This is a genomic window from Rhodococcus sp. GQ147 (genome assembly GCF_059759155.1).
The window spans coordinates 394,938-416,932 of record NZ_JCAXDU010000002.1; the positions used below are offsets into that span (position 1 = coordinate 394,938).

26 protein-coding genes are annotated in these 21,995 nt (G+C 68.4%); 11 read left to right on the forward strand and 15 right to left on the reverse strand.

Annotated features, from left to right (window positions below):
• The first annotated feature begins 39 nt into the window (after positions 1-39).
• Positions 40-471 carry a large-conductance mechanosensitive channel protein MscL gene (gene mscL, locus AC6CID_RS04220; RefSeq protein ID WP_006553790.1) on the forward strand — a complete coding sequence of 144 codons (432 nt, stop codon included), beginning with the start codon at positions 40-42 and terminating at the stop codon, positions 469-471.
• Between the two features lie 89 nt (positions 472-560).
• On the opposite strand, the gene AC6CID_RS04225 is transcribed toward mscL, so the two are convergent.
• The 10 genes from AC6CID_RS04225 to mrf all read right to left on the reverse strand — a co-directional run bounded on the left by AC6CID_RS04225 (position 561) and on the right by mrf (position 8,680).
• A complete protein-coding gene (locus AC6CID_RS04225) occupies positions 561-1,199 on the reverse strand; it encodes an MspA family porin (RefSeq protein ID WP_217580086.1) in 639 nt (212 codons plus the stop codon).
• Between the two features lie 53 nt (positions 1,200-1,252).
• Entirely contained in the window at positions 1,253-2,029 is a 777-nt protein-coding gene (locus tag AC6CID_RS04230; RefSeq protein ID WP_442978755.1) for an MspA family porin, read from the reverse strand.
• 637 nt (positions 2,030-2,666) lie between these two features.
• A complete protein-coding gene (locus AC6CID_RS04235; RefSeq protein WP_006553787.1) occupies positions 2,667-2,876 on the reverse strand; it encodes a hypothetical protein in 210 nt (69 codons plus the stop codon).
• Between the two features lie 7 nt (positions 2,877-2,883).
• Positions 2,884-3,381 carry a MogA/MoaB family molybdenum cofactor biosynthesis protein gene (locus tag AC6CID_RS04240; protein WP_006553786.1) on the reverse strand — a complete coding sequence of 166 codons (498 nt, stop codon included), beginning with the start codon at positions 3,379-3,381 and terminating at the stop codon, positions 2,884-2,886.
• A gap of 74 nt (positions 3,382-3,455) precedes the next feature.
• A complete protein-coding gene (locus AC6CID_RS04245; RefSeq protein WP_174556320.1) occupies positions 3,456-4,670 on the reverse strand; it encodes a S1C family serine protease in 1,215 nt (404 codons plus the stop codon).
• A gap of 167 nt (positions 4,671-4,837) precedes the next feature.
• Positions 4,838-6,241 (reverse strand): HAMP domain-containing sensor histidine kinase, encoded by a 1,404-nt coding sequence (locus tag AC6CID_RS04250; RefSeq protein WP_064255798.1) that lies wholly within the window; start codon positions 6,239-6,241, stop codon positions 4,838-4,840.
• Between the two features lie 8 nt (positions 6,242-6,249).
• Positions 6,250-6,939 carry a response regulator transcription factor gene (locus tag AC6CID_RS04255; RefSeq protein ID WP_006553783.1) on the reverse strand — a complete coding sequence of 230 codons (690 nt, stop codon included), beginning with the start codon at positions 6,937-6,939 and terminating at the stop codon, positions 6,250-6,252.
• Between the two features lie 69 nt (positions 6,940-7,008).
• A complete protein-coding gene (gene rpmF / locus AC6CID_RS04260) occupies positions 7,009-7,182 on the reverse strand; it encodes a 50S ribosomal protein L32 (RefSeq protein WP_006553782.1) in 174 nt (57 codons plus the stop codon).
• Between the two features lie 32 nt (positions 7,183-7,214).
• Positions 7,215-7,466: a type B 50S ribosomal protein L31 gene (locus AC6CID_RS04265; RefSeq protein ID WP_006553781.1), complete on the reverse strand. Its 252-nt coding sequence runs from the start codon at positions 7,464-7,466 to the stop codon at positions 7,215-7,217.
• Complete coding sequence (gene mrf, locus AC6CID_RS04270) at positions 7,463-8,680, reverse strand: ribosome hibernation factor-recruiting GTPase MRF (protein WP_033098236.1); 1,218 nt, start codon at positions 8,678-8,680, stop codon at positions 7,463-7,465. Before mrf ends, AC6CID_RS04265 begins: the two co-directional genes overlap by 4 nt.
• Before the next feature lie 101 nt (positions 8,681-8,781).
• Here mrf and rpmB point away from each other — a divergent pair, with 101 nt between their 5' ends.
• From rpmB to AC6CID_RS04305, 7 genes are all read left to right on the forward strand, one after another.
• Positions 8,782-9,018 carry a 50S ribosomal protein L28 gene (rpmB, locus tag AC6CID_RS04275; protein ID WP_006553779.1) on the forward strand — a complete coding sequence of 79 codons (237 nt, stop codon included), beginning with the start codon at positions 8,782-8,784 and terminating at the stop codon, positions 9,016-9,018.
• Entirely contained in the window at positions 9,018-9,185 is a 168-nt protein-coding gene (gene rpmG / locus AC6CID_RS04280) for a 50S ribosomal protein L33 (RefSeq protein WP_006553778.1), read from the forward strand. Before rpmB ends, rpmG begins: the two co-directional genes overlap by 1 nt.
• Before the next feature lie 2 nt (positions 9,186-9,187).
• Positions 9,188-9,493, forward strand: coding sequence for a 30S ribosomal protein S14 (rpsN, locus tag AC6CID_RS04285; protein ID WP_006553777.1), 306 nt, complete (start codon positions 9,188-9,190; stop codon positions 9,491-9,493).
• 10 nt (positions 9,494-9,503) lie between these two features.
• A complete protein-coding gene (gene rpsR, locus AC6CID_RS04290; RefSeq protein ID WP_006553776.1) occupies positions 9,504-9,761 on the forward strand; it encodes a 30S ribosomal protein S18 in 258 nt (85 codons plus the stop codon).
• A gap of 173 nt (positions 9,762-9,934) precedes the next feature.
• Positions 9,935-10,861: an AEC family transporter gene (locus AC6CID_RS04295; RefSeq protein ID WP_019288796.1), complete on the forward strand. Its 927-nt coding sequence runs from the start codon at positions 9,935-9,937 to the stop codon at positions 10,859-10,861.
• A gap of 32 nt (positions 10,862-10,893) precedes the next feature.
• Positions 10,894-11,316 carry a hypothetical protein gene (locus tag AC6CID_RS04300; protein ID WP_498353610.1) on the forward strand — a complete coding sequence of 141 codons (423 nt, stop codon included), beginning with the start codon at positions 10,894-10,896 and terminating at the stop codon, positions 11,314-11,316.
• A gap of 3 nt (positions 11,317-11,319) precedes the next feature.
• Positions 11,320-12,492 carry an MFS transporter gene (locus tag AC6CID_RS04305; RefSeq protein WP_006553773.1) on the forward strand — a complete coding sequence of 391 codons (1,173 nt, stop codon included), beginning with the start codon at positions 11,320-11,322 and terminating at the stop codon, positions 12,490-12,492.
• Between the two features lie 27 nt (positions 12,493-12,519).
• On the opposite strand, the gene AC6CID_RS04310 is transcribed toward AC6CID_RS04305, so the two are convergent.
• A complete protein-coding gene (locus AC6CID_RS04310; protein WP_498353611.1) occupies positions 12,520-14,457 on the reverse strand; it encodes a vWA domain-containing protein in 1,938 nt (645 codons plus the stop codon).
• The gene (locus AC6CID_RS04315; RefSeq protein ID WP_498353612.1) at positions 14,454-15,842 is read right to left on the reverse strand and encodes an ATP-binding protein; all 1,389 of its coding nucleotides are present in this window, start codon (positions 15,840-15,842) and stop codon (positions 14,454-14,456) included. Before AC6CID_RS04315 ends, AC6CID_RS04310 begins: the two co-directional genes overlap by 4 nt.
• Before the next feature lie 72 nt (positions 15,843-15,914).
• Here AC6CID_RS04315 and AC6CID_RS04320 point away from each other — a divergent pair, with 72 nt between their 5' ends.
• The 3 genes from AC6CID_RS04320 (at position 15,915) to AC6CID_RS04330 (ending at position 18,074) form a co-directional block, all read left to right on the forward strand.
• Complete coding sequence (locus AC6CID_RS04320) at positions 15,915-16,544, forward strand: DUF4126 domain-containing protein (protein ID WP_498353613.1); 630 nt, start codon at positions 15,915-15,917, stop codon at positions 16,542-16,544.
• Positions 16,545-16,556: 12 nt separating this feature from the next.
• Positions 16,557-17,522 (forward strand): alpha/beta hydrolase, encoded by a 966-nt coding sequence (locus AC6CID_RS04325; protein ID WP_024103174.1) that lies wholly within the window; start codon positions 16,557-16,559, stop codon positions 17,520-17,522.
• 309 nt (positions 17,523-17,831) lie between these two features.
• Positions 17,832-18,074, forward strand: a complete 243-nt coding sequence (locus tag AC6CID_RS04330) for a hypothetical protein (RefSeq protein WP_498353614.1) — start codon at positions 17,832-17,834, stop codon at positions 18,072-18,074.
• Positions 18,075-18,113: 39 nt separating this feature from the next.
• On the opposite strand, the gene purH is transcribed toward AC6CID_RS04330, so the two are convergent.
• The 3 genes from purH to AC6CID_RS04345 are packed head-to-tail and all read right to left on the reverse strand — an operon-like array spanning position 18,114 to position 21,967.
• Positions 18,114-19,676, reverse strand: coding sequence for a bifunctional phosphoribosylaminoimidazolecarboxamide formyltransferase/IMP cyclohydrolase (gene purH / locus AC6CID_RS04335; RefSeq protein WP_498353615.1), 1,563 nt, complete (start codon positions 19,674-19,676; stop codon positions 18,114-18,116).
• Positions 19,663-20,310, reverse strand: coding sequence for a phosphoribosylglycinamide formyltransferase (gene purN, locus AC6CID_RS04340; RefSeq protein ID WP_024103172.1), 648 nt, complete (start codon positions 20,308-20,310; stop codon positions 19,663-19,665). The genes purH and purN overlap by 14 nt, the downstream gene beginning before the upstream one ends.
• Before the next feature lie 55 nt (positions 20,311-20,365).
• Positions 20,366-21,967: a cell division protein PerM gene (locus AC6CID_RS04345; RefSeq protein WP_498353616.1), complete on the reverse strand. Its 1,602-nt coding sequence runs from the start codon at positions 21,965-21,967 to the stop codon at positions 20,366-20,368.
• Positions 21,968-21,995 lie beyond the last annotated feature (28 nt).

Genomic DNA, 21,995 nt, shown 5'->3' on the forward strand with positions numbered 1-21,995 from the left:
GCGCGGCTCCGGCGGACAGGCCGCGAAAAGGAGCACACCATGCTGAAGGGCTTCAAGGACTTCATACTCAGGGGCAACGTCCTCGATCTCGCCGTCGCGGTCGTGGTCGGTGCGGCATTCACCGCTATCGTCACCGCCTTCACCGCGAACATCATCGAGCCGCTCATCAGCGCGGTGGGCGGCGACAACGAGATGGGCTGGGGCTTCGAGATCGTGAGCGGCAACCCGGAGACCTTCGTGAACATCGGCGCGGTGATCTCCGCGATCATCAACTTCATCATCATCGCCGCGGTCGTGTACTTCGTGCTCATCGTCCCCGCCAACGCGGCGAAGAAGAAGTTCGTCACCGAACCGGAGGACAAGCAGGCCAGCGCCGAGGACCTGCTCATCCAGATCCGCGACATCCTCGAGGCACAGGCCGGCCAGGCTACTCAGGGCGCTCACGCCAAACCCAACCCGGGCATCGAGTAGGTGGTCGACGACGAAAAAGACCGGGCCCGCTCGAGATTCGAGCGAGCCCGGTCTTGTCGTGCTGTGTTCGGCCTGAGCCGGACGTCTACCTAGACGGTCCAGGGAGCGCCGTAGGTGGTGACGTTGTCGCCGTTGGCCGTGATGGCGCGGACGAACGGACGGACCTGGACGGCGCCGAGGACGCCGGAGGCCGTGCCGTGGACGTTGGAGAACTGAACGGTCTTGAAATCACCGTCGAACTCGCCCTCGGCGACGACGAGCTCCTCGATGCCCGGAGCCGGGGTCAGCTCGAGCTCGGCGTAGGCCTGCGGAAGGATGTCGGTGACCGTGGCGGATGCGCCGTCCTTGGCACTCAGTCCGACCTCGAGCTGCGGGGTGGAGTAGGTGACGCCGATGGCACCGTCGATGCTGCCTGCCCAGGCGAACTGGTAACCGAACTGGAAGGTCGTGCCCTCGGCGTCGGCAGCGCCCTCACCGATCAGGTTGGCCGTACCGCGGCCGTTGTGGAAGAACTCGCGGTTGAACGGGCTGCCGCCGAGAGCCGGAACACCCTGGATGAAGGTGTCTTCCTGGGTCACGACGACCTCGAGGCCGTCGGAGACGATGCGGTTCTGGTCGTTGACCTCGGCCGAGGCGGCACCCGAGGCACCGAGGACCAGGCCGAAGACGGCGGCACCGGCGACGGCGGCGTTACGAGCGGCCTTGAAGCCACGCGACTTGATTCCCATGATTACTCCGTTTGTGGTGGTGGGGATTTCTTGCGGGATGGCGCGGAGCAGGACTAGAGGGTCCAGACCTGGCCGTAGGTGGTGACGTTGTCGCCGTTCTCGGTGATCACACGGACGAACGGGCGGACGGAGACAGGACCGACCACGCCGGTGGCGGCACCGTGGACGTTGGCGATCTGGACTTCCTTGTAGTCGCCGTCGAACTGCCCCTCGGCGACAACAAGTTCCTCGATGCCAGGAGCAGGTGTCAGTTCGATACCCGCAGTCAATTGGGGAAGGATGCTTTTGACCGTCAACGTGTCCACAACCTCCGGGCTAGATTCACCCGTAGGCGTGTACAACTCCTTGCCTTCGGCGTCCTTCTTCGGCACCGCCTTCGAAGCGTCTTCGATCTTGTTTCCGTCGTAGTCGACCAAATCGCCCTTCTTGACGACCTTGCCGTTAGCGTCCACGTACTCGCCGTCCTGCTCGGAGCGATTCGGGATCATCTTGTACTGAGGTACCAGCTTCTCCGCAGATTTCAGAGACGCGTCGGGACTGGTCCAGTTAAACCCAATTGAACCGTCGATGGCGGCCGACCACGCGACCTGGTAGCCGAACTGGAAGGTCGAACCCTCGAAGTCCGCCGCCTCGGGGCCGACGATGTTGGCGATGCCGCGGCCGTTGTGGAACCACTCACGGCTCAGCGGGCTGCCACCGATCGGGGGCACACCGTTGATGAAGGTGTCCTCCTGCGTGACGATGACCTCGTGGCCGTTGGAGACGATCCGGTTCTGGTCGTTGACCTCGGCACCTGCGGCGCCGGCCGATCCGAGAACCAGACCGGCCACAGCAGCTGCTGCCACCGTGGCGTTGCGGGTGGCCCGGAAGCCACGTCGCGTCTGAATCTTCATGAATGCCTCATCCGTTCTCTGCGTGCCGGGTTGCGCACCGCGTCCGACAACAAGTGGTCGCCCTGTCGCCCGCGGGCCGCTGTCCACAGCGAACACACCGGCGGATCACCCGTCGGTGTGTCGGTACGTCCATCGTCCGCACGGTTTTGCTTTACCGATTCGTGACCGAGCCCAGGCCGTGAAGCCTGGGCTCGACCGGTTTGAACCTGAGAGGGAGATTAGACCGTGACCATTCCTGGAGCAACGCCTAGCTTTCGTAACGCTCCGGTATAGGCGCGGTGCAGGCCACACGCCCAGCGATTCACCGAAGCGGGCAAATCGGACACTTTTCGGGGTGGAATATGTAACCCGGGATTACACGTACATGACCCGCCCACCGCCACATCGGCGCAGGTAGAAGCCACATATTCAGTGCACTCGGAGTGCAGGACGAAATGCCTTCTGTGACTGGAAACACAGATCCAAAAGATCGCGCGGACCAGATGGAGATGAACGGACCGTTGCGGCGACGTTTCGTTGCGGTCGACAACGGGTTGGAATCCGGTTGAGCGCAACTCGACATCAGTGATACAGATCACCCACCGGAATGGTGCGGAGGCACCTGCCTGCGCAGCCATTCATCCGAGTCGCCACCGCCGGAGTCGTTCTCGCCGCGTTCGTCGCGTGTCGTCTCGGGAAGTACATCCCCGAAGATGCGCGCCAGCCGTGCCCGGTCGATCCGGGCACGGCTCTGCTGCTGCTCGCCGGTCACCTCGTCGTGCGAGGGATCACGGTCGTCGGACACGGCGTCGTCACTCCTCCATCCAGGACAACTCTTCGATGACGTGCGCGGCGAGAGGCAACAACGTCGCCATTCCGTCGCGGATGGCGGGACGCGACGACGCGAGGTTCACCACGAGCGTCGATCCGGAGACTCCCACGAGACCGCGGGAGAGGCCGGCGTCGACGGCGCCCGACGCCAGGCCCGACGAACGCAGCGCCTCGGCGATGCCGCGGATCTCGTGATCGAGTACGTCCTCGGTCGCGTCGGGAGTCACATCGCGCGGGGTGACACCGGTGCCACCGACGGAGATCACCAGGTCGACGCCGCCGATCACTGCGGTATTGAGTGCATTTCGGATCTCGACCTCGTCGGCAGCGACCGTGACGACACCGTCGACGGCGAAGCCACCTTCGACGAGAAGCTCCGTGACGAGCGGGCCCGCGGAGTCCGGACTGTCGCCGTGGGAGACGCGATCGTCGACGACGACGACGAGTGCGCGGCCTTTTCTGGGAGCTTCGAGTTCCATGAGGTCCACGGTAGTTTGCGGCTCGAAAGCATGCGGCTCTTGTACCGGAATGTGAGCTATGTCCATGTCGTTCCTCATCGTCCGGCCGAATCCGACGCAGTCACCACGTCGACTGTGGTCTCGTTGCCGTCGGGCGTCTTGTAGGTGATCTTCACGGTGTCCCCCGGCGCGCGGGAGCGGATCGCGGCGATGAGCGAGTCGCCGTCGGTCACGACCCGATCGTCGATCCGGACGATGATCGCGTTGTCGGGGATTCCGGCTCGGTCGGCCGGCCCGTCGGGCACGACCTCCACGACGCGCGCACCGTAGGCGTCGTCCCGGGACGGAACCTGGACACCGATGATCGCGTGCGTCGCCTTACCCGTGTCGACGAGTTCCTGCGCGACACGCCGGGCCTGTTCGACGGGGATCGCGAAACCGAGGCCGATCGAACCCGACTGTCCGCCGGCCGTGGCGATCGCGGTGTTGATGCCGACGAGGCGGCCTTCCATGTCGACCAGCGCACCGCCGGAGTTGCCGGGGTTGATCGCCGCGTCGGTCTGGATCGCGTCGATGACCGACGCCTGATTGGCGTTGTCCCCGCTCGTGGACACGGGCCGGTTGAGTGCGGACACGATGCCCGCCGTCACGGTGCTCTGCAGTCCGAGCGGTGATCCGACGGCCACGACCTCCTGGCCTACCGCGAGATTCTCCGAACTACCGAGTTCGATGGGAGTGAGATCGGTGCGCCCTTCGGTCCGGATGACAGCGATGTCCGACACCGCATCCGCACCGACGACCGTCGCCGGCGCGGTGGACCCGTCCGAGAAGAAGACCGTCAGTTGCGCCCCCTGACCTCCACCCGCCACGACGTGGTTGTTGGTGAGGATCAATCCGTCCGACGACAGGACCACGCCCGACCCTTCACCCGCGCCGGTGCGTCCTGCGACCTCGATCCGCACGACGCTCGGCACGACCTTGTCGGCGACGGCCTGCACGCTGCCCTCGGGGGCAGCGGCGACCGACTGGGTATCGGGCTTCGGAGCGTCGAGGGAGTTGACGACCGGTCCGGACGAATCGCGCACCGACCACGCGCCGACCGCGCCACCGATGCCGCCGCTCACCAGCGCGAGCGCGATGGCCCCCACGGCGAGGGCGGAGCGACCCGGCATCCGGCCGGATCCTGCGGTCGGTGGCGGAGGTGCCGACTGCTGGGGTGTCTGCGGGTAGGGGCCGGTGTATCCGCCGGGGCCGTACGGATGGGGTTGCGGTTGCGGTGCTCCCGCGCCGCGGGTGGGGTCCTCACTCATTCGTCACTTCACCTTCGTCCGCCGGGGCCACCGGACGCATACGGGTCGACGTCGGCGTGCGGTGGCCGATGATGCGGGGTGCGTCGAGCACCTCCGCGCTTCTTCGTCCAGCATGGACCGGGCAGCTGAGAGTCGCATCAGAAGTACCCGCGATTCTGCTGTCGAATTCATTCGATCTCGGTGGGGTGTGTCTCTCCGTCGAGGGCCGGTGTGCCGGGCAGCACGATGCGGATCAGCGCGCCGCCCCGATCCGACCGTTCGACGGCGATCGTCCCGCCGTGCTTCGTGACCATCTGTCGCACGATGGCCAGTCCCAGACCGGATCCCGGCATCGACCGCGCGGTCGTCGCCCGGTAGAACCGTTCGAACACCAGTTCGCGTTCCTCCTCCGGGATCCCCGGGCCGGCGTCGTCGACGGTCAGCTCCATCAGACCGCTGGCGATCTGCCGCATGTTCACGACGACGTCTTCCCCCGCCGGGCTCCACTTGGCCGCGTTGTCGAGGACGTTGACCACGGCGCGGGTGAGTCCGGCCTGGTCGCCGAAGACGAACCACTGCTCGGTGGTGGCCCGGAACTCGATGTCGGTACGCCGTCGACGCGCACGTTCGAGACTGCGGTCCACCACCTCGGCGACGTCGACGACCTCGAAGACCGTCTCCGGCGCATCCTCACGAGCGAGGTCGACGAGATCGCCGACGAGCGTCGACAACTCCTCGATCTGGCCGATGACGTCGGCCCGCAGCTCGGCCATGTCCTCGTCGGGCAGGCTCGGTGCACCGGGACGGCTCGCGGCGATGAGCAGTTCCATGTTGGTGCGCAGCGAGGTCAGTGGTGTCTTCAGTTCGTGGCCGGCGTCGGCGACCAGCCGGCTCTGCCGTTCTCGCGACTCGGCGAGCGCACGCAGCATCATGTTGAAGCTCTCGGTGAGGCGGGCGAGCTCGTCGTGGCCGGTCACCCGGATGGGCCGCAGGTCGTCGGTGCGCGCGACCCGCTCGGCGGCGGCGGTGAGCCGGGCGACGGGACGCAGACCGGTGCGGCCGACGGTCGCGCCGACGGCGGCGGCGAGCACCACCCCGCACCCGCCGACGATGAACAGCACACTCGCCAGGCGGTTGAGGATCTCGACGGTGGGACGCAGTCGCTGCGCGATCACGACCGTGCTGCCGTCGGGCATGCGCTGGGCCAGTACGCGCTGCTGGGCGACGGTGCGCAGCGACGACTCCCGGTCGCCCTCGGCCACCGCCAGTTCGGGTTCGCCGATGGGCACCGACGAGCCCGGCGGCACGTACCTGCCGAGATCCGGGTAGATCAGGGCAACGCTGATGTCGGAGCTGTAGAGCTGGGCCCCACCGATGTAGCGCGGGTCGTAGGTGATGAGGGTGCTCGACTCGACGAGCGCGGCGGCCCGCGCCCGCAACTGGGTGTCGACCTCCGAGTACAACGCCCGCGAGACCACGGCGTAGGCCGCGATGGAGGTAACGGCGACGGCGAGCGCCACTGCGCCGGCCGCGAGAAGCGTGACGCGGATGCGCAGCGGCACCGAGCGGGTCAGGAGAAGAGGTGGTCGCATCAGGTCGCTCACGGCGGGGTCTCGCGCAGCACGTACCCGACGCCGCGCACCGTGTGGATCAGGCGCGGTTCCCCACCGGCCTCGGTCTTGCGTCGCAGATACCCCACGTAGACCTCGAGGGCGTTGCCGGAGGTCGGGAAGTCGTAACCCCACACCTCCTCGAGGATGCGGCTGCGCGTGAGGACCCTCCTCGGGTTTGCCATGAGCATCTCCATCAGGGAGAACTCGGTGCGGGTGAGGCTGATCGGCCGGTCGCCGCGAGTGACCTCGCGGGTCGCAGGGTCGAGGCTGAGGTCGGCGAACCGCAGCACCTCGTCGGCGGACGAGTCCGGGTCGGGCGCGGCACGACGCAGCAGCGCCCGCAGTCGCGCGAGCAGTTCCTCGAGCGCGAACGGTTTCGGCAGGTAGTCGTCGGCCCCCGCGTCGAGACCCGCGACCCGCTCCGAGACGGAGTCGCGCGCCGTGAGGACGAGGATCGGCAGGTCGTCGCCGGTGCTGCGGAGCCGGCGGCACACTTCGAGGCCGTCGACGCGCGGCATCATGACGTCGAGCACCATCGCATCCGGACGCGACGTCGCGACCTGTTCGAGGGCGTCCTGCCCGTCCGTCGCGAGGTCGACCGTGTATCCGTTGAAGCTCAGTGACCGGCGCAGCGACTCCCGCACTGCACGGTCGTCGTCGACCACCAGAATGCGCATGATCACCATTGTGGCCTGCGCCTACTGAGAGCGCGCTGAGAACCCGCGGTGGCCGGCGGGCTCTACGACTCAGTCGGTCCGCGGGTCGACCTCACCCCTGTGCACGGCCTCGACGAGCCTGCGGGGCACCTTCACGGTCGTTCCGTCGACCGTGATCGGCACGAGATCGGGGACCTTCGCCGTCCACTGCGACCGGCGGTGACGGGTGTTGGAGCGGGACTTCCTGCGTTTGGGGACTGCCATGTGGTTCTCCTTCGATGTCGGGACGTGCGGGATCAGGGTCGGCGCCGGCCGTACTTGCGTTCGAACTTCTCGACGCGACCGGCGGTGTCGAGCAGGCGGGCGGCGCCCGTCCAGAACGGATGCGAGTCGCTCGTGACGTCGACGACGATCAGCGGGTAGGTAAGGCCGTCCGACCAGACGGTCGTGCGTTCGGATGTCGCGGTGGAGCGGGTCAGGAAGGTGGCGCCGGTGTTGGCGTCCTGGAAGACCACGGGGTGGTAGTCGGGATGCAGGCCTGATTTCATCGGTGTCCTTCTCTCTCGTTGTCGCGGCGGTCTGCCGGGAGGTCGTCACAAGGGTCTTCGTGGAATCGGCCGAAGGGGTCGCGCCAGGTCGGCCACAGATCGGGGCGGGCGAACTCGTCGTCTGTCACAACCGCCGCGCGCAGCGTGCGGTCGATGAGTTCCGAGTCGGCGTCGTGGACGAGGACGACGATGCTCGTGTCCCGGTCGCCGTAGCGTTCGTCCCAGCGCAGCGACGCCATCGCGCGGCGTTCCGCCGGGATCTCGCGCTGCTGATCGGGAGTCATCGACGCGAGCCATGGCCCCGCGTGAGCGACCCGCAGTCCTCCACCGGCTGATTCGACGAGCAGCGCATTGTCGGGTTGGGTGGCGACCCACAGTCGCCCGCGGGCGCGCACGACGCCGTCGAGCAGCACGTCGATCGCGTGGTGGAGACGTTCCGGATGGAACGGCCGGTCGGCGGAGAACTCGACGAGGCGGATTCCGCAGTCGTCGTCGAGAGGCGGTTGACCTCGTAGGAGAGGCGAGTGCGCCCCGTCGATCGCCCCCCGACGGGCGGTGGCGGGTATCTCCCGGAGGAGCCGCTCGACGTCCGGTTCCCCCGCCCACGCGATCGGCGCGTCCGGGGCGAGTCGGGTGAGCACCGCGTGCAGGCGCGCCTGCTGCCAGCCGTCCGCTCCGGGGAGCACCACCAGCGCATCGGCGAACTCGACCTGGCCGACGACGACCTGCGCCAGGGTGCGGTCGTCGTCGACACGCTCGTTCAGTTCGTCGTCGCCCGTCGCGTCCTCGAGCCAGGTTGCGGCGTCGAGGCAGGTCACGACGCCGTCCACCCGGACATCGAGGGACGCGGGTCCGTCGACACGACCGACGATCCCGCTCACCACGACATGTTCGACTGCCCAGCACAATGCCTCGGGTTCGAGTTGCGGGTCGAGGTGCAGCACGATCCGGTCGACGCTGCTGTAGTCGCGCATGCGGCGCAGAAGCGGCAGCAGATCCTCGCGCAGTGTGCAGGAGACGCACCCGTGCGCGAGTTCGAGGATCTCGGTGCGTTCATCCTCGACGGTGAGCACGGAGCGACGGAGTACGCCCTGGTCGAGACCGGACAGGTCATGGTGGACGACCGCGGTGCCCGGACGCAGTAGTGACCGCGCGGCCTGCGCAGTCCGTCCGCGCCATCCGCAGACGATGACGAGCGGCGTCCTGATGTCCACAGCATCCCTTTCGATAACGATTGTCATTAACGATGTCGAAGCGTACAGTTGGCGGCGCACTTTGTCGAAAATGATTGTCGTTACCTACGAAAGGAGCCGACGTGTCGGCCACGTGCCAACTCACCGGACGGCGACCCGGTTTCGGGAGATCCGTATCGCACTCCCATGTCCGCACCAGCCGGCGGTGGAACCCGAACATCCAGCGCAGAACCTATTTCGTACCCTCGCTCGGACGCCGGGTCGCGCTGAACCTGTCCACCAAGGGCATCAAGATCGTCGACCGCGACGGCATCGAGAGCGTTGTCGCACGTCTGCGTGCCCGCGGGGAGAAGTTCTGATGGCAGCACGCAGCGAGATCCGGCCCGTCGTCAAGCTTCGCTCGACCGCCGGGACCGGCTACACCTACGTCACCCGGAAGAACCGCCGGAACGATCCCGACCGTCTCGTCCTGCGCAAGTACGACCCCGTGCTGCGCAGACACGTCGACTTCCGCGAGGAGAAGTAGTCGTGGCGAAGAAATCGAAGATCGCACGCAACGAGCAACGGAAGGCGATCGTGGCCCGGTACGCCGAGCGCCGCGCGGAACTGAAGGAGGTCGTGCGCCGACCGTCGTCCTCGCCCGAAGAGCGCAGCGAAGCCCAGCGGGCACTGCAGCGTCTACCCCGCGACGCCAGTCCGGTACGATTGCGCAATCGAGACGCTGCGGACGGCCGCCCGCGCGGCCACCTGCGAAAGTTCGGGCTCTCACGAGTGCGTGTGCGTGAACTCGCCCACCGCGGGGAACTACCCGGCGTCCACAAGTCGAGCTGGTGAGGAGCGAGATATGGCAGTCAAGCGAGGACCGTCGAAGAAGTCGCGTGCCGTAGAGGGACGCAAGCCCAAGAAGAACCCCCTCTTCGCGGCGAAGATCGAGTACGTCGACTACAAGGACGTCAATCTGCTCCGCACCTTCATCTCCGACCGCGGCAAGATCCGCAGCCGTCGCGTCACGGGCCTGACCCCGCAGCAGCAGCGTCAGGTGGCCGTCGCGGTGAAGAACGCCCGTGAGATGGCCTTGCTCCCCTACGTCAGCAGCAAGTAGGTCGTAGCTTCCGACGCCGCCTCTCCCCATCGGGAGGGGCGGCGTCGTCGTATGTGCACCCGAGACCGGTGTTGTTTTCGAAGATCGGCCGAGAATCACAAACAACACCGGTCTCGACGCTCGCTGCGGTCCGATGGCGGGACGACACTCCGGGGTCCTTAGACTAGGCAACCGTGTCGGGTGTGATCGCGGGGTTCAGTGTCATCTTCGTGATCATCGCCATCGGCTTCACGCTGGGGCGCCTGGGCACCCTCGGGCACGAGGCGCAGACGGTGCTCAGCCGGCTCGTCTTCTTCGTCGCCACCCCCGCGCTGCTGTTCGACGTGCTCGCGACGTCCGACCTGTCGGTGATCTTCTCGCCCAATCTCTACATCGCAGCGGCCACGGCGTTCGCCGTCGCGATCGTGCACTTCGTCGTCGCGAAGCTCTGGCTGCGACGTGCGGTTCCCGAGGCGACCATCGGCGCGCTGTGCGCCGGCTACGTCAACTCCGCGAACCTCGGCATCCCCATTGCGGTCTTCGTGCTCGGCGACGCGTCGTTCGTCGCGCCCCTGTTGTTGTTCCAGATCGTCGTGCTCTCCCCCATCGCGCTGACGATGCTCGACCTGTCGACGATGCGCGCCGGGGTCTCGCTCCTCGACACCCTGCTCGCGCCGTTCAAGAACCCCATCGTCCTGGCCGCCGCGGCCGGACTCGCCATCGCGATCAGCGAGTGGACGCCTCCCGAGGCGTTGCTGCAGCCGTTCCATCTGCTCGGCGGCGCGTCGGTGCCCGGTGCGCTGCTCGCGTTCGGATTGTCGCTGCAGGGCGTCCGGGTGCTCGAGAAGGGGACGAGCCCGCGCCGCGACATCGCGCTCGCCTCGGTGCTCAAGATCCTCGCCCAGCCGGTGCTCGCGTATCTGATGGGGCGTTTCGTGTTCGGCCTCGACGGCCATGCGCTGTTCGCCGTCGTGGTGGTCGCCGCGCTTCCCACCGCGCAGAACGTGTTCGTCTACGCGAGCGCTTACGGTCGCGGCACGGTGCTCGCCCGCGACGCCGCCCTCGTCACCACCATCGCCTCCATCCCTGCGATCGGCGTGACCGCCGCCCTGCTGGCGTGATGAACACGCGACACGGGAATACCGTGGGAACCATGCGTTCCGTCGTCCGTGCTTGCCGGGGAATCACCGTCCTCGCGATGTGCCTGCTCATCGCGGCCTGCGGATCGAGTTCGGGTACATCGGACGTCCCCGCGCTGCCCGAGGAACCGGTTCCGGCAGGGGCGACGGCGTTCTCGGCGCGACCCGACATCGTCGATGCGCATCCGCTGACGATCCTGTCGTGGTCGCGGGTGAGCGACGACCGGATCGCCCTGCACTTCGAGACGGGCACCCCCGAGTGCTTCGGCGTCGACGCGACCGTCACCGAAACGGACGACACGGTGACGGTGACGCTCCTCGGCGGCACGCTGCCGGAGATGCAGGACCGCATGTGCATCATGGTCGCCGTCGTCGGCGCCCTCGAGGTCTCCTTGCAGTCGCCGCTCGGCGACCGGGTCGTGACCGCCGGCGCCTGACATATGCCGCATCCTCCGCGTCACTGGCTGCTGTATCTGTGCTTGTCCACGGCCCTGCTGCACGCGGCATTCCAGTCGATCCGTGTCCTGGTCTCCTACCGGATTCTCGCGCTGGGCGGTGACGCGACGACCATCGGTGCCGTCACCGCGCTCTACGCCATCGTTCCGCTGATCGCGGCGGTGCGGATGGGACGTGTCGTGGACCGCGGGCACACGACCGCCATTCTGCGTTCGGGCATCGTCGTCACCACGGTCGGTGCCGGGTTGATCGCTCTCAGTTCGGGATTGTTCGTGCTCGCCGCCGGCAACGTCGTGCTCGGTCTCGGACAGTTGCTCGTCACGGTGTCGGGGCAGGCATTCGTGTCGATCCTGTCGCCGCCGGGGCAACTGGATCGCGGGTTCGCCGGTCTCACGCTGGGTGTGTCGGTCGGTCAGGCCGTCGGTGTGCCCGTCGCCGGCGTGATCGCCGCGACCACCGGCGACGGCAACGGCTCCGTCGAGACCACTGGAGCGTTGCTGGTCATGACGGTGTTTTCGCTGCTCTCCCTGCCGCTGGTGCTGGGGCTCCGCGAGCCGCCCGGCTCCGGTCGCACCGCGGAGGACGGCGCGCCGCAGTCGATCCTGTCGATGCTCGCGACGAAGGGCATGAAGCCCGCAATGCTGTCGAGCCTGGTAGTCCTCGCCTCGGTCGACCTGGTCGTGGCCTACCTGCCGTTGCTCGGTGAGCAGTTCGGGTTCGGTGTGCTCCTGGTGTCGATCCTGCTCACCGCCCGCACCATGGCGTCGATCGTCTCGCGTGCTCTGCTGCCGTGGGCGTTGCGCCGGATTCCGCGCAGGTGGCTGCTCGTCTCCGCGACCGCCGGGACCATCGTGCCGGTCGCGCTGCTGCCGCTCGTGCCGAATCCCTGGGTCATCGGCGCGTTGCTCGCCGTGTGCGGAATGTTCTGGGGCGTCGGCCAACCCCTGACGATGACGTGGGTGGTCGAACTCGTCGCACCGGCCGACCGCGCGTCGGCGCTGGCGGTGCGATTGACCGGCAACCGTCTCGGGCAGGTCGCGGTGCCCATGGTGGCAGGCGCGATCGCCGGGGTCGCCGGTGTCGCGTCGATCTTCTGGGTGACCGCCGCCCTGCTGTCCGCCGCCGCGACGACCACGTGGCGGTCGGTGCGCCACTGAGTTCCCGGGGCGCCTCGCGCCGAGTTCCTACGACCGCCGACGGGCCCGCACGTAGTCGGCGACGACCGCCGCCCCGAGACCGTCGACATCGGGCGCGACCACTCGTCCCCCGACGCGACGCGCCAGCACGTCGACGACCCGCGCGAGCCCCGGATCGCTGCCGAGCCGGAAGATCGTGACCTGGGCGCCGAGCCGCGCGATGTGGTCGAGTTCGCGCACCGTCAGCCCCAGAGTGCGTGCGCTCGGCGGGTAGTCGAAGGCCGCGAAGCCGTCCGGTTCGAGGTGAGCGGTGGGTTCACCATCGGTGACGACGAAGACCACCGGCTGCGCGTTGGGATGTCGACGCAGGTGACGACCCGCGAGCATCAGGGCGTGGTGCAGATTGGTGCCCTGCTCGTAGACGCCGTCGAGCCCGGCGAGTTCGGGCGCCGACACCACACGGGCGTGCCGGCCGAACGCGATGAGCTGCAGCGCATCCCCGCGGAAGCGCGTGGACACGAGATGGTTGAGCGCGAGGGCCGTGCGTTTCATCGGCACCCAGCGACCGTCCATGACCATCGAGAACGACGTGTCGACGAGCAGCGCGACCGCCGCCTGCGTCCGCTGCTCGGTCTCGATCACCTCGACGTCCTGCACCGACATCCGCACCGGCAGACCGGGACTGCGCAGGGTCGCGTTGGTGAGGGTCCGTACGACGTCCCACGGTTCGGTGTCGCCGAACTCCCATGCCTTCGACGCGCCGGTCGGTTCGCCGAGCACACCCGCCCGCCGCGACTCGCGTTGCCCGGTGCGCGACGAGATGCGGTTGACGACGTCGCGCAGCGCCGCTTCGCCGAGCCGGCGCATGGCCTTGGGCGACAGTCGCCACTGCCCGTCGGCACCGCGGTCGAAGAAGCCCTGCCGCTGCAGTTCTTTCTCGAGTTCGGCGAGGGTGCGTGCATCGGCCGCGGCCTCGGGTCCGAGATGACGGGCGAGCGCGTCGAGGTCGATGTCGTCGAGGGACGCCCCGGCGTACTGCTGCGACAGCTGCTCGGCGAGCTGGTCGAGTTCGGACAACTCCTGCAGCGCCGAGGTGGCCTCGCCGAGACCCATGCCCTGTTCGCCGCGCACCTGCTCGGAGCCGGTCCAGTCCTCGCCGGGACGCGCGGCCCGCAGGTGGCCGTCGAGACGGTCGAGCTGGCTCATCAGATCCGGGGATCCGAACGCCTGCTGTGCGAGAGCGTCGAGTTCGTCGCGCTGCTCGGGGGTGAGGGAGTTGCGCAGCCGCTGCGCCGCCGCGGCCCGCTGCGCGAGGGAGTCGAGCAGTTCCTCGACGTTCTGCGGGTTCTCCGGGAAGAACTCGCCGTGCTGGGCCATGAACTGCTCGAAGTCCTCCTCGGTGTCCTCACCGCGGGAGTGCTTGTCGAGCAGGTCGTTGAGGTCCTCGAGCATCTCCGAGATGCGTTGCCGGTCCTCGTCGGTGGCCCCCTCGAGCGCCTGCTTCATCCCGGAGAAGCGCTGGTCGAGCATCTCCCGGCCGAGCAGGTCGCGGAACTTCTCGTAATCCTGTCGGGCCTGCGCGCTGCGCCAGTCGTAGTCGGCGAGTTCCTGCACGGCCTGCGCCGTCGACGGCGGCAGTTCCTCGATCCACATCTCGGCGAACCGCGCGTCGTCGTCGAGGGCCCTGGCCAGTTCTTTGCGTTCCTCGAGCACGGCGCGATCGAGAAGCTCGCGCACCTCCTGGAGGGTGCCGTCGAGGTTGGTGCGGTCGAGCAGCTGCCGTCGACGCCGATTCGCCTGCGCGGCAAGCTTGTCGAGGCCACGCATACCGTCGTGACCGCGGCGCAGCAACTCCCGCAGGGCGCGCTTGGGTGAGGCGCCGGCCATGACGTCGTCGCCGATCGCGGCGAGCGCGTCGCGCAGGTCCACCGGTGGGGCGAGCGGATCGCCCCCGGTATACGGACCGTAGCGGGCGGACCTGCTCATCGGGAGTACACCGCCGAGCCGTCGTCGCCGGTGTCCTTGGCGATGCGCCGTGCCAGATACAGACCTTCGAGGGCGAGTTCCACTGCCGCAGCGCGACTTCCGGCGTCGGTGGCACCGAGCCGTTCGGCGACGGCATCGAGCACAGGCAGTTCGGGGAGTTCGTCGAGCAGCACCTTCGCGGTTATCCGCTCACCGGTGACCACCGGCTCGCCCTGCTCGACGGCGGAGACGAGCGGCCCGAGATCGACGCCCGCGAGTCGCGAGCGGGCCGTTTCGGCCGTCGCGCGCCGGAGGAGATGATCGAGGACCTCGAATTCCCTTCCTTCCTCGCCGGATTCGAACTCGACCTTGCCTCGGAGCACCTCCACGACGGTGCCGAGATCGACGGGACGCGCGACCGGATCGTCCTCGCCGAGGACCGCACCGCGATGCAGGGCCGCGGCCGAGACGGTCTCGGCGCCGGCGACGGCGAACCGTGCAGAGACACCCGAACGCTGGTCGACGGACGTCGATTCGCGCAGCAGCCGGGTGAACCGTGCCAGGATCTCGAGCAGATAGTCGGGGACGCGGGCCTGCAGATGCGCCTCCTGCTCGATGACGGCGATCTCGTCCTCGAGTCGCGTCGGGTAGTGCGTGCGGATCTCCGCTCCGAAGCGGTCCTTGAGCGGAGTGATGATGCGGCCGCGATTCGTGTAGTCCTCGGGGTTCGCACTCGCCACGAGCAACACGTCGAGGGGCAGGCGCAACGTGTAACCGCGCACCTGGATGTCGCGTTCCTCCATGACGTTGAGCAGCGACACCTGGATGCGTTCGGCCAGGTCGGGCAGTTCGTTGACGGCGACGATGCCGCGGTGCGCGCGGGGCACGAGACCGAAGTGGATCGTCTCCGGATCACCGAGGCTGCGGCCCTCGGCGACCTTCACGGGGTCGACGTCGCCGACGAGGTCGGCGACCGAAGTGTCGGGCGTCGCGAGCTTCTCGGCGTACCGCTCGCTGCGGTGCCGCCACGCGACGGGCAGGTCGTCGCCGAGTTCGGCGGCCCGGCGGATCGACGCCGGGGTGATGGGCTCGTAGGGATGCTCGCCGAGCTCCGAACCGGCGATGACCGGGGTCCATTCGTCGAGCAGCAGCGGCAGGGTACGTAGCAGGCGGGTCTTGCCCTGACCGCGTTCGCCGAGCAGGACCACGTCGTGACCGGCGATGAGGGCGCGTTCGAGCTGCGGGACGACGGTGTCCTCGAAACCGAGGATGCCGGGCCACGGATCGGTACCGTCGCGCAGCGCAGCGAGCAGGTTGTGCCGGATCTCGTCCTTGACGGACCGTTGCACGTGGCCGGAGGCGCGGAGCTCGCCGACCGTGGAGGGGCGCGGTGTGGGTGACGTCACCTCACCCAAGGTACGACCGAACCGCCGTTTCGGCATCCGCGATCCCGCGACCGGTCCGCCTACACTCGCCGCATGGACACCTGGATCCTGGCGGCCCTGCTCGGGCTGGGGCTCGCGGCCGCCACCGGGCTGCGCACCTTCCTGCCGCTGCTGCTCCTGTCGGCCGCGGTCCACTTCGAACTCTTCGGGGTCGTCCTCAACGAATCGATGCAGTGGCTCGGGTCCACCTCGGCGCTCGTCGCCCTGACGATCGCCACCGCCGTGGAGGTCGTCGCCGACCTCGTGCCGCTCGTGGACAACGCACTGTCCGCCCTCGGCACGGTGACCCGGCCGGTCGCGGGTGCGCTTGCGGCGTGGGCGGCCTTCGCGAGTCTCGATCCCGCGATGGCGGCACTCGCGGGCATCGTTCTCGGCGCCCCGACCGCCCTGGCGGTGAGCACGGCGCAGACGGGCACGCGGGTCGCGAGTACCGCGACCACCGCCGGTTTCGGCAACCCGGTGCTGTCGATCGTCGAGAGCGTCGCCTCGTTCGTCACGTCGCTGATCGCGCTGCTCGCTCCCCTGCTCGTCGTCCCGCTGCTGGCGCTGTTCGGATGGCTCGGCGTACGGGGCTACCGTCGGGTACGCCGGGCCCGTTCGTCACGCACGAAACCGACGCCACACCGCGGCGCCCTCGACACGGGCCGGTCCGGCGACTTCTGATAGACACATGACATGTCGGACACCGAGATCACCTTTTCCAGCGGCGATGTGACCCTGCACGGCAGCCTGCGGGTACCCGTCTCCATGAGGGGTCCGGTGCCCGCCGTGCTGCTGCTCGCCGGCAGCGGTCCCACCGACCGCAACGGCGACAGCGCACTGCTCCCCGGATCGATCGGCACCCTGCGGCATCTCGCCGACGTGCTCGAACGCAAGGGATTCGCGAGTCTGCGCTACGACAAGCTCGGCAGCGGTGTGACCGCGCTCGGCCCGTACAGCGTCGAGGACGTCGCCGATCTCGGTTTCTCGACATTCATCGACGGCGCCGCCGATGCGCTCGCCTTCCTCGGTTCGCAGCGCGGGGTCGACCCGGAGCGGCTCTACGTCGTCGGGCACAGCGAGGGCGCGCTGATCGCGCTGTCGCTCGCCCAGGACAACGACTCGATCGCCGGACTCGGACTGCTCGAACCGCTCGCCGTGCGCCTGCTCGACCTGCTGACCGCCCAGATCGACGCACAGCTCGACGCCGTCGTCGCCGCGGGACAACTTCCCGTCCAGATCGCCGATGAACTGCGGGTCGCGCTCACCGGCGCGGTCGAGTCGCTCCGCGCCGACGGCACCCTCAGCGACACTCTCCCCGAGCCGCTGCGCAACGCCGGGCTCGTCCCCACCAACGCGAAGGCACTCGCCGAGGAGGACGCGCTCGATCCGCGGATGCTCGCCGCACAGGTCGCCGGCGACCTGCCGGTGCTCACCGCGGTCTCGTCCAAGGACATCCAGGTGCGGGTCGAGGACGTCGACGCGCTCGACGCGGCACTCGTCCACACCCGTCTGACGTCGCTGCGCATGACGCGCACCAACCACGTGCTCAAGGACATCGGCGACCAGCAGTCGACGGGCGCCGACTACGTCGCCGACCTGCCCTTCTCCGACGAGTTCACGTCCGGTTTCGAGGCGTGGCTCGACAAGCTGAGGGGCTGATCGGCCCACCCCCACGCACGGACGACGCGGAAATAACAAATGTCCATTCCGCGTTGTTCGTGTATGGTCATCCGTTAACCAACTGGTTCACATGAGAAAGGTACGGTCCGATGCGATACAAGCACATGTACGTAGCCGGTTGTTCCGTACCGTTTTCTCACTTCTTCTTCCACTTCGCGGCGGAGCGATCCCGAGAATAGAAGTCACACGACGACTCGTTCTCGGGCACTCGGGGCACATACGCCCCGGGTGCCCTTTCTCTATCCCCGACCGCGACCCGTACAAGATCACCTCGACAGGAGAAACACCATGAAACTGAGAATCGAATCCGGCGGCACCGTGTCGACCGAACTGCCCGACGACCTCACCGGTCACGCCATCACCATCGACCTGAGCCGGGTCGGCGGTACCGAGAGCGGCGCCGCCTCCGCGGATCTCATCCGCGAGCTGCTCGACCGCAGCGCTGCCAAGCTCGTCATCTCCGAGGGGCGCGGCAAGCGCACCGTCGAACCCACCGCGCGCGACAACGGCACCCACGCGCACGCCGCCTGAGCGACGATGCGCGTGGGTGCCGCGCGTGTGTGTTCGTGACTAGTGCGCGAAGTGCCGCGCGCCGGTGAGGTACAGCGTCACGCCGGCCTCGCGAGCGGCCTCGATGACCTCGTTGTCGCGCACCGAGCCACCCGGCTGCACGATCGCCTTCACGCCGGCCTCGGTCAGCACCTGTAGACCGTCGGCGAACGGGAAGAAGGCATCCGACGCGGCCACCGACCCGGCGACACGATCACCCGCACGGGTGACGGCGAGTCGCGCCGAGTCGACGCGGTTGACCTGACCCATGCCGACACCGACGGTCGCGCCGCCCGAGGCCAGCAGGATCGCGTTGGACTTCACTGCACGGCATGCGCGCCAGGCGAATTCGAGATCGCGCAGCGTGGCCTCGTCGGCTGCCTCGCCGCACGCGAGCTGCCAGTTGGTGGTGGAGTCGCCGTCCGCGGTGAGCACGTCGCGCTCCTGCAGGAGCAGCCCGCCGGAGATCTGACGGATCTCGACCGGAGCCGACTTCGGCGAATCGGCGCGCAGGATGCGGATGTTCTTCTTGCGGGAGAGCACGTCGACAGCCCCGTCGGCGTACGACGGGGCGATGATCACCTCGGTGAAGATCTCGGCGACCTGCTCCGCCATCTCGACGCTCACCTCACGGTTGGCGGCGATGACGCCACCGAAGGCCGAGACCGGATCGCACTCGTGCGCGTTGCGGTGCGCGGTGGCGATGTCGTCGGCGATCGCGATGCCACACGGATTGGCGTGCTTGATGATCGCGACGCACGGCTCGCTGTGGTCGTGCGCGGCGCGCCAGGCGGCGTCGGCGTCCTGGTAGTTGTTGTAGGACATCTCCTTGCCGTGGAACTGCTCGGCCTGCGCGAGCCCCGGCTCACCGGCCTCGTTCACGTACAGGGCCGCGGCCTGGTGCGGGTTCTCGCCGTAGCGAAGGACATTCGCGCGGGTCCAGGTAGCGCCGGTCCACGCCGGGAACTGCGACTCGTCGCCCTCGGGCGCCGCGTAATCGCTGTTCATCCAGCTCGCCACCGCGACGTCGTAGGCGGCGGTGTGCTGGAACGCCTGCGCGGCAAGACGCTTTCGCTGCTCGAGGGTGAAACCGCCACCCTCGACGGCGGCGAGCACGCCACCGTAGGCGGCCGGGTCGACGACGACCGCGACCGACGGGTGGTTCTTCGCCGCGGCACGCACCATCGACGGGCCACCGATGTCGATCTGCTCGACGCACTCGTCGGGGCTCGCACCCGAGGCGACCGTCTGCGTGAACGGGTAGAGGTTCACGACGACGAGTTCGAACGCCTCGATGCCCAGATCGGCGATCTGATCGAGGTGGTCCTGCTTGCGGGTGTCGGCGAGGATGCCGGCGTGCACGCGCGGGTGCAGGGTCTTCACCCGGCCCTCGAGGCACTCGGGGAAGCCGGTCAGTTCCTCGACCTTCGTCACCGGCACGCCTGCGTCGGCGACGGTCTTGGCCGTGGAGCCGGTCGAGACCAGCTCGACACCTGCCGCGTGGAGCCCTGTCGCCAGCTCCACCAGCCCGCTCTTGTCGTACACGCTGACCAGCGCGCGGCGCACAGTCTTACGTTCGGTCACCGGGGATCACGGCCTTTCGTCCATCGGAAACAACTCCACGGGTGGCGACGGCGGCGACCATCTCGGCCAGCAGCCGCCGCTCCACAACCTTGATGCGCTCGTGCAGGGTGTCCTCGTCGTCGTCGTCGAGCACCTGCACGGCTTCCTGCGCGAGGATCGGTCCGGTGTCGACTCCCCCGTCGACGAGATGCACCGTCGAACCGGTGACCTTGACGCCGTAGGCCAGGGCGTCGGCGACGGCGTGCGCGCCGGGGAACGACGGCAGCAGCGCGGGATGAGTGTTGATGATGCGGCCGGCGAACCGTTCCAGGAACGCCGAACCCAGGATCTTCATGAAGCCTGCGGACACCACGAGGTCGGGTTCGTGGGCGGCGACCGCGTCGGTCAGCGCGCGGTCCCACGCGGTGCGGTCCTCGAAGTCGCGCAACGCGACGCGGAACGAGGGGATCCCCTCGTCGGCGGCGTGCCCTTCGGCGGGGCATTCGCGGTCGACACCGACAGCGACGACTGTCGCGGGATATCCGTCGGTCCGGGTGGCGTCGAGCAGCGAACGCAAGAGGCTGCCCGTGCCCGAAGCGAGGACGACGAGCCGCGCCGGCGCGGTGGGCGGCAGCTGGTCACGCGAGGCAGTCAGGGTCCACTCCTGTGAAGTCGAGGTGGGTCGGCCGATCGACCGGCCGTAGGAGAGCCTAGTCGGCACCCTTTTCGGCCTTGTTCGCGACCTCCTCGGCGGGCTCGTCGTCGTCCTCGGCGTCATCCTCGTCGACGACCTCGACCACCTCGGCGTCGATGACGTCGTCGGCGTCCGCATCCTCTTCGAGGCTCTCCGCGTCGTCCTCGGCAGCCTCGTCCTCGTCGACTGCGGCGGCTTCGTCCTCGTCGACTTCTGCCACCTCGCGCTCGGCGGCGGTGGTGTCCTCTGCCACAGGAGCTTCGAGTGCCGAGGTCTCGTTCTCGGCCGCCTCGAGTTCTCTGTCGGCTCCTGCATCAGCGGCGTCGTCGGCCTCGGCCGCGTCCGTCGCATCCTCCGAGGTCTCCTCGTCCACCTCGGTGTCGGCGCGCAGTGCCACCGCGGCCAATCGTCCTTCGCGCCACACGAGCAGCTGCGCCGTGATGATGCCGAGCAGGCCCGACCAGGCGAAGACGAGGATGCCGGCGAGCCACCAGTTGGCGCCGACCGTGCCGAAGACGCCGAGCGGGCCGCCCGCAACCCAGGTCGCCAGCGCCGTGACGAGTCCGGCGCCCGCTGCGGCAGCGAGCACCGTCCATGAAGCGTCGGCGCTGCCCACCGGGGCACCGTCGGCCTTCGCCTGCAGGGTTCGCTGCGCGGCGAAACGTCCGAGCAGCGCACCGACCGTCGCCGGAACGGCCAGCAGCACCGGCCAGAACGCTGCGGCCGGACCCGAGGGGACCGCCGCGAGCACCGGCAGCGCCGGGAGGTCACCGCCCGTCGCCTCGAACAGGCTCAGGTGGATGTCGCCGACGTGCACGGTGCTGCCCGCCAGAACGGCCGCGGCACCGATGATGACGTTGGGCAGGTACAGGATCGACATCACCGTCAGCCCCAGCACGCCGGTCCAGTGATCCCCGCGCGCGAGCAGTTCACCGACGACGTTCCACGACCACAACAGTCCGGCGACGACCGCCACCCCACCGAGGGCGAACATCCCCAGCAGCACCCGCAGTGCCGGACGGAAGGCGAGCACGAGCCAATCGGGAGCCGAGTAGTAGCGCACCAGCGGCTTCCACACACGGGAGCCGATACCGATGAGAGCCGCGGCCAGGTAGATGGCGGTGACCCACGCGAGCGCGGCAGCTGCATTCGGAGGCGTCACCGGCAGCACGCTCGCCGCATCCTGCAGCACGATCAGCGACGCCGCGGTCACCAGTAGCGGGCCGGCGAGGACGGCGACGGTGATGCGCGAGACATCCTGACGGTCGAGGGCGTACCCACTGTTCTCGACGAGCGCGTCGGCCGCGGACGCACACCCGCGCGCCGCCTGCCACACCAGGACCGCGGTGGGCAGCAGCGGCAGCACACCGAGCGACGTGCCGTCGATCGTGAGCGTCACCTGGTGCAGTGCGAGCCACGTGCCGGCGATCGCAGCGTAGATGCCGGTGAGGTCGCTGTTGGCGACGACCATCGTCGTCACCACGATGGTGGCCACGACGGCGAGCGTCACCGCCGGAACGCGGGCGGCGGTGCCGAGCAGGATGCGAAACCGCTCCGGGTCCAGGCTGTCGTCGTCGGTTGGAACGTGCCGGGTGGACCGGCCGAGCGTCGAAGTCATCGGTTCGAGAGTGTCACCGACACGGCGA

Coding starts and splice junctions, on each gene's coding strand:
- mscL (WP_006553790.1), top strand. CDS start 40: ATGCTGAAGGGCTTCAAGGACTTCATACTCAGGGGCAACGTCCTCGAT.
- AC6CID_RS04265 (WP_006553781.1), bottom strand. CDS start 7,466: ATGAAATCAGGCCTGCATCCCGACTACCACCCCGTGGTCTTCCAGGAC.
- AC6CID_RS04345 (WP_498353616.1), bottom strand. CDS start 21,967: ATGACTTCGACGCTCGGCCGGTCCACCCGGCACGTTCCAACCGACGAC.
- AC6CID_RS04325 (WP_024103174.1), top strand. CDS start 16,557: ATGTCGGACACCGAGATCACCTTTTCCAGCGGCGATGTGACCCTGCAC.
- AC6CID_RS04320 (WP_498353613.1), top strand. CDS start 15,915: ATGGACACCTGGATCCTGGCGGCCCTGCTCGGGCTGGGGCTCGCGGCC.
- AC6CID_RS04250 (WP_064255798.1), bottom strand. CDS start 6,241: ATGCGACCACCTCTTCTCCTGACCCGCTCGGTGCCGCTGCGCATCCGC.
- AC6CID_RS04255 (WP_006553783.1), bottom strand. CDS start 6,939: ATGCGCATTCTGGTGGTCGACGACGACCGTGCAGTGCGGGAGTCGCTG.
- rpmG (WP_006553778.1), top strand. CDS start 9,018: ATGGCAGCACGCAGCGAGATCCGGCCCGTCGTCAAGCTTCGCTCGACC.
- AC6CID_RS04225 (WP_217580086.1), bottom strand. CDS start 1,199: ATGGGAATCAAGTCGCGTGGCTTCAAGGCCGCTCGTAACGCCGCCGTC.
- AC6CID_RS04305 (WP_006553773.1), top strand. CDS start 11,320: ATGCCGCATCCTCCGCGTCACTGGCTGCTGTATCTGTGCTTGTCCACG.
- AC6CID_RS04330 (WP_498353614.1), top strand. CDS start 17,832: ATGAAACTGAGAATCGAATCCGGCGGCACCGTGTCGACCGAACTGCCC.
- rpsR (WP_006553776.1), top strand. CDS start 9,504: ATGGCAGTCAAGCGAGGACCGTCGAAGAAGTCGCGTGCCGTAGAGGGA.
- rpmF (WP_006553782.1), bottom strand. CDS start 7,182: ATGGCAGTCCCCAAACGCAGGAAGTCCCGCTCCAACACCCGTCACCGC.
- AC6CID_RS04240 (WP_006553786.1), bottom strand. CDS start 3,381: ATGGAACTCGAAGCTCCCAGAAAAGGCCGCGCACTCGTCGTCGTCGTC.
- AC6CID_RS04245 (WP_174556320.1), bottom strand. CDS start 4,670: ATGAGTGAGGACCCCACCCGCGGCGCGGGAGCACCGCAACCGCAACCC.
- AC6CID_RS04300 (WP_498353610.1), top strand. CDS start 10,894: ATGCGTTCCGTCGTCCGTGCTTGCCGGGGAATCACCGTCCTCGCGATG.
- AC6CID_RS04310 (WP_498353611.1), bottom strand. CDS start 14,457: ATGAGCAGGTCCGCCCGCTACGGTCCGTATACCGGGGGCGATCCGCTC.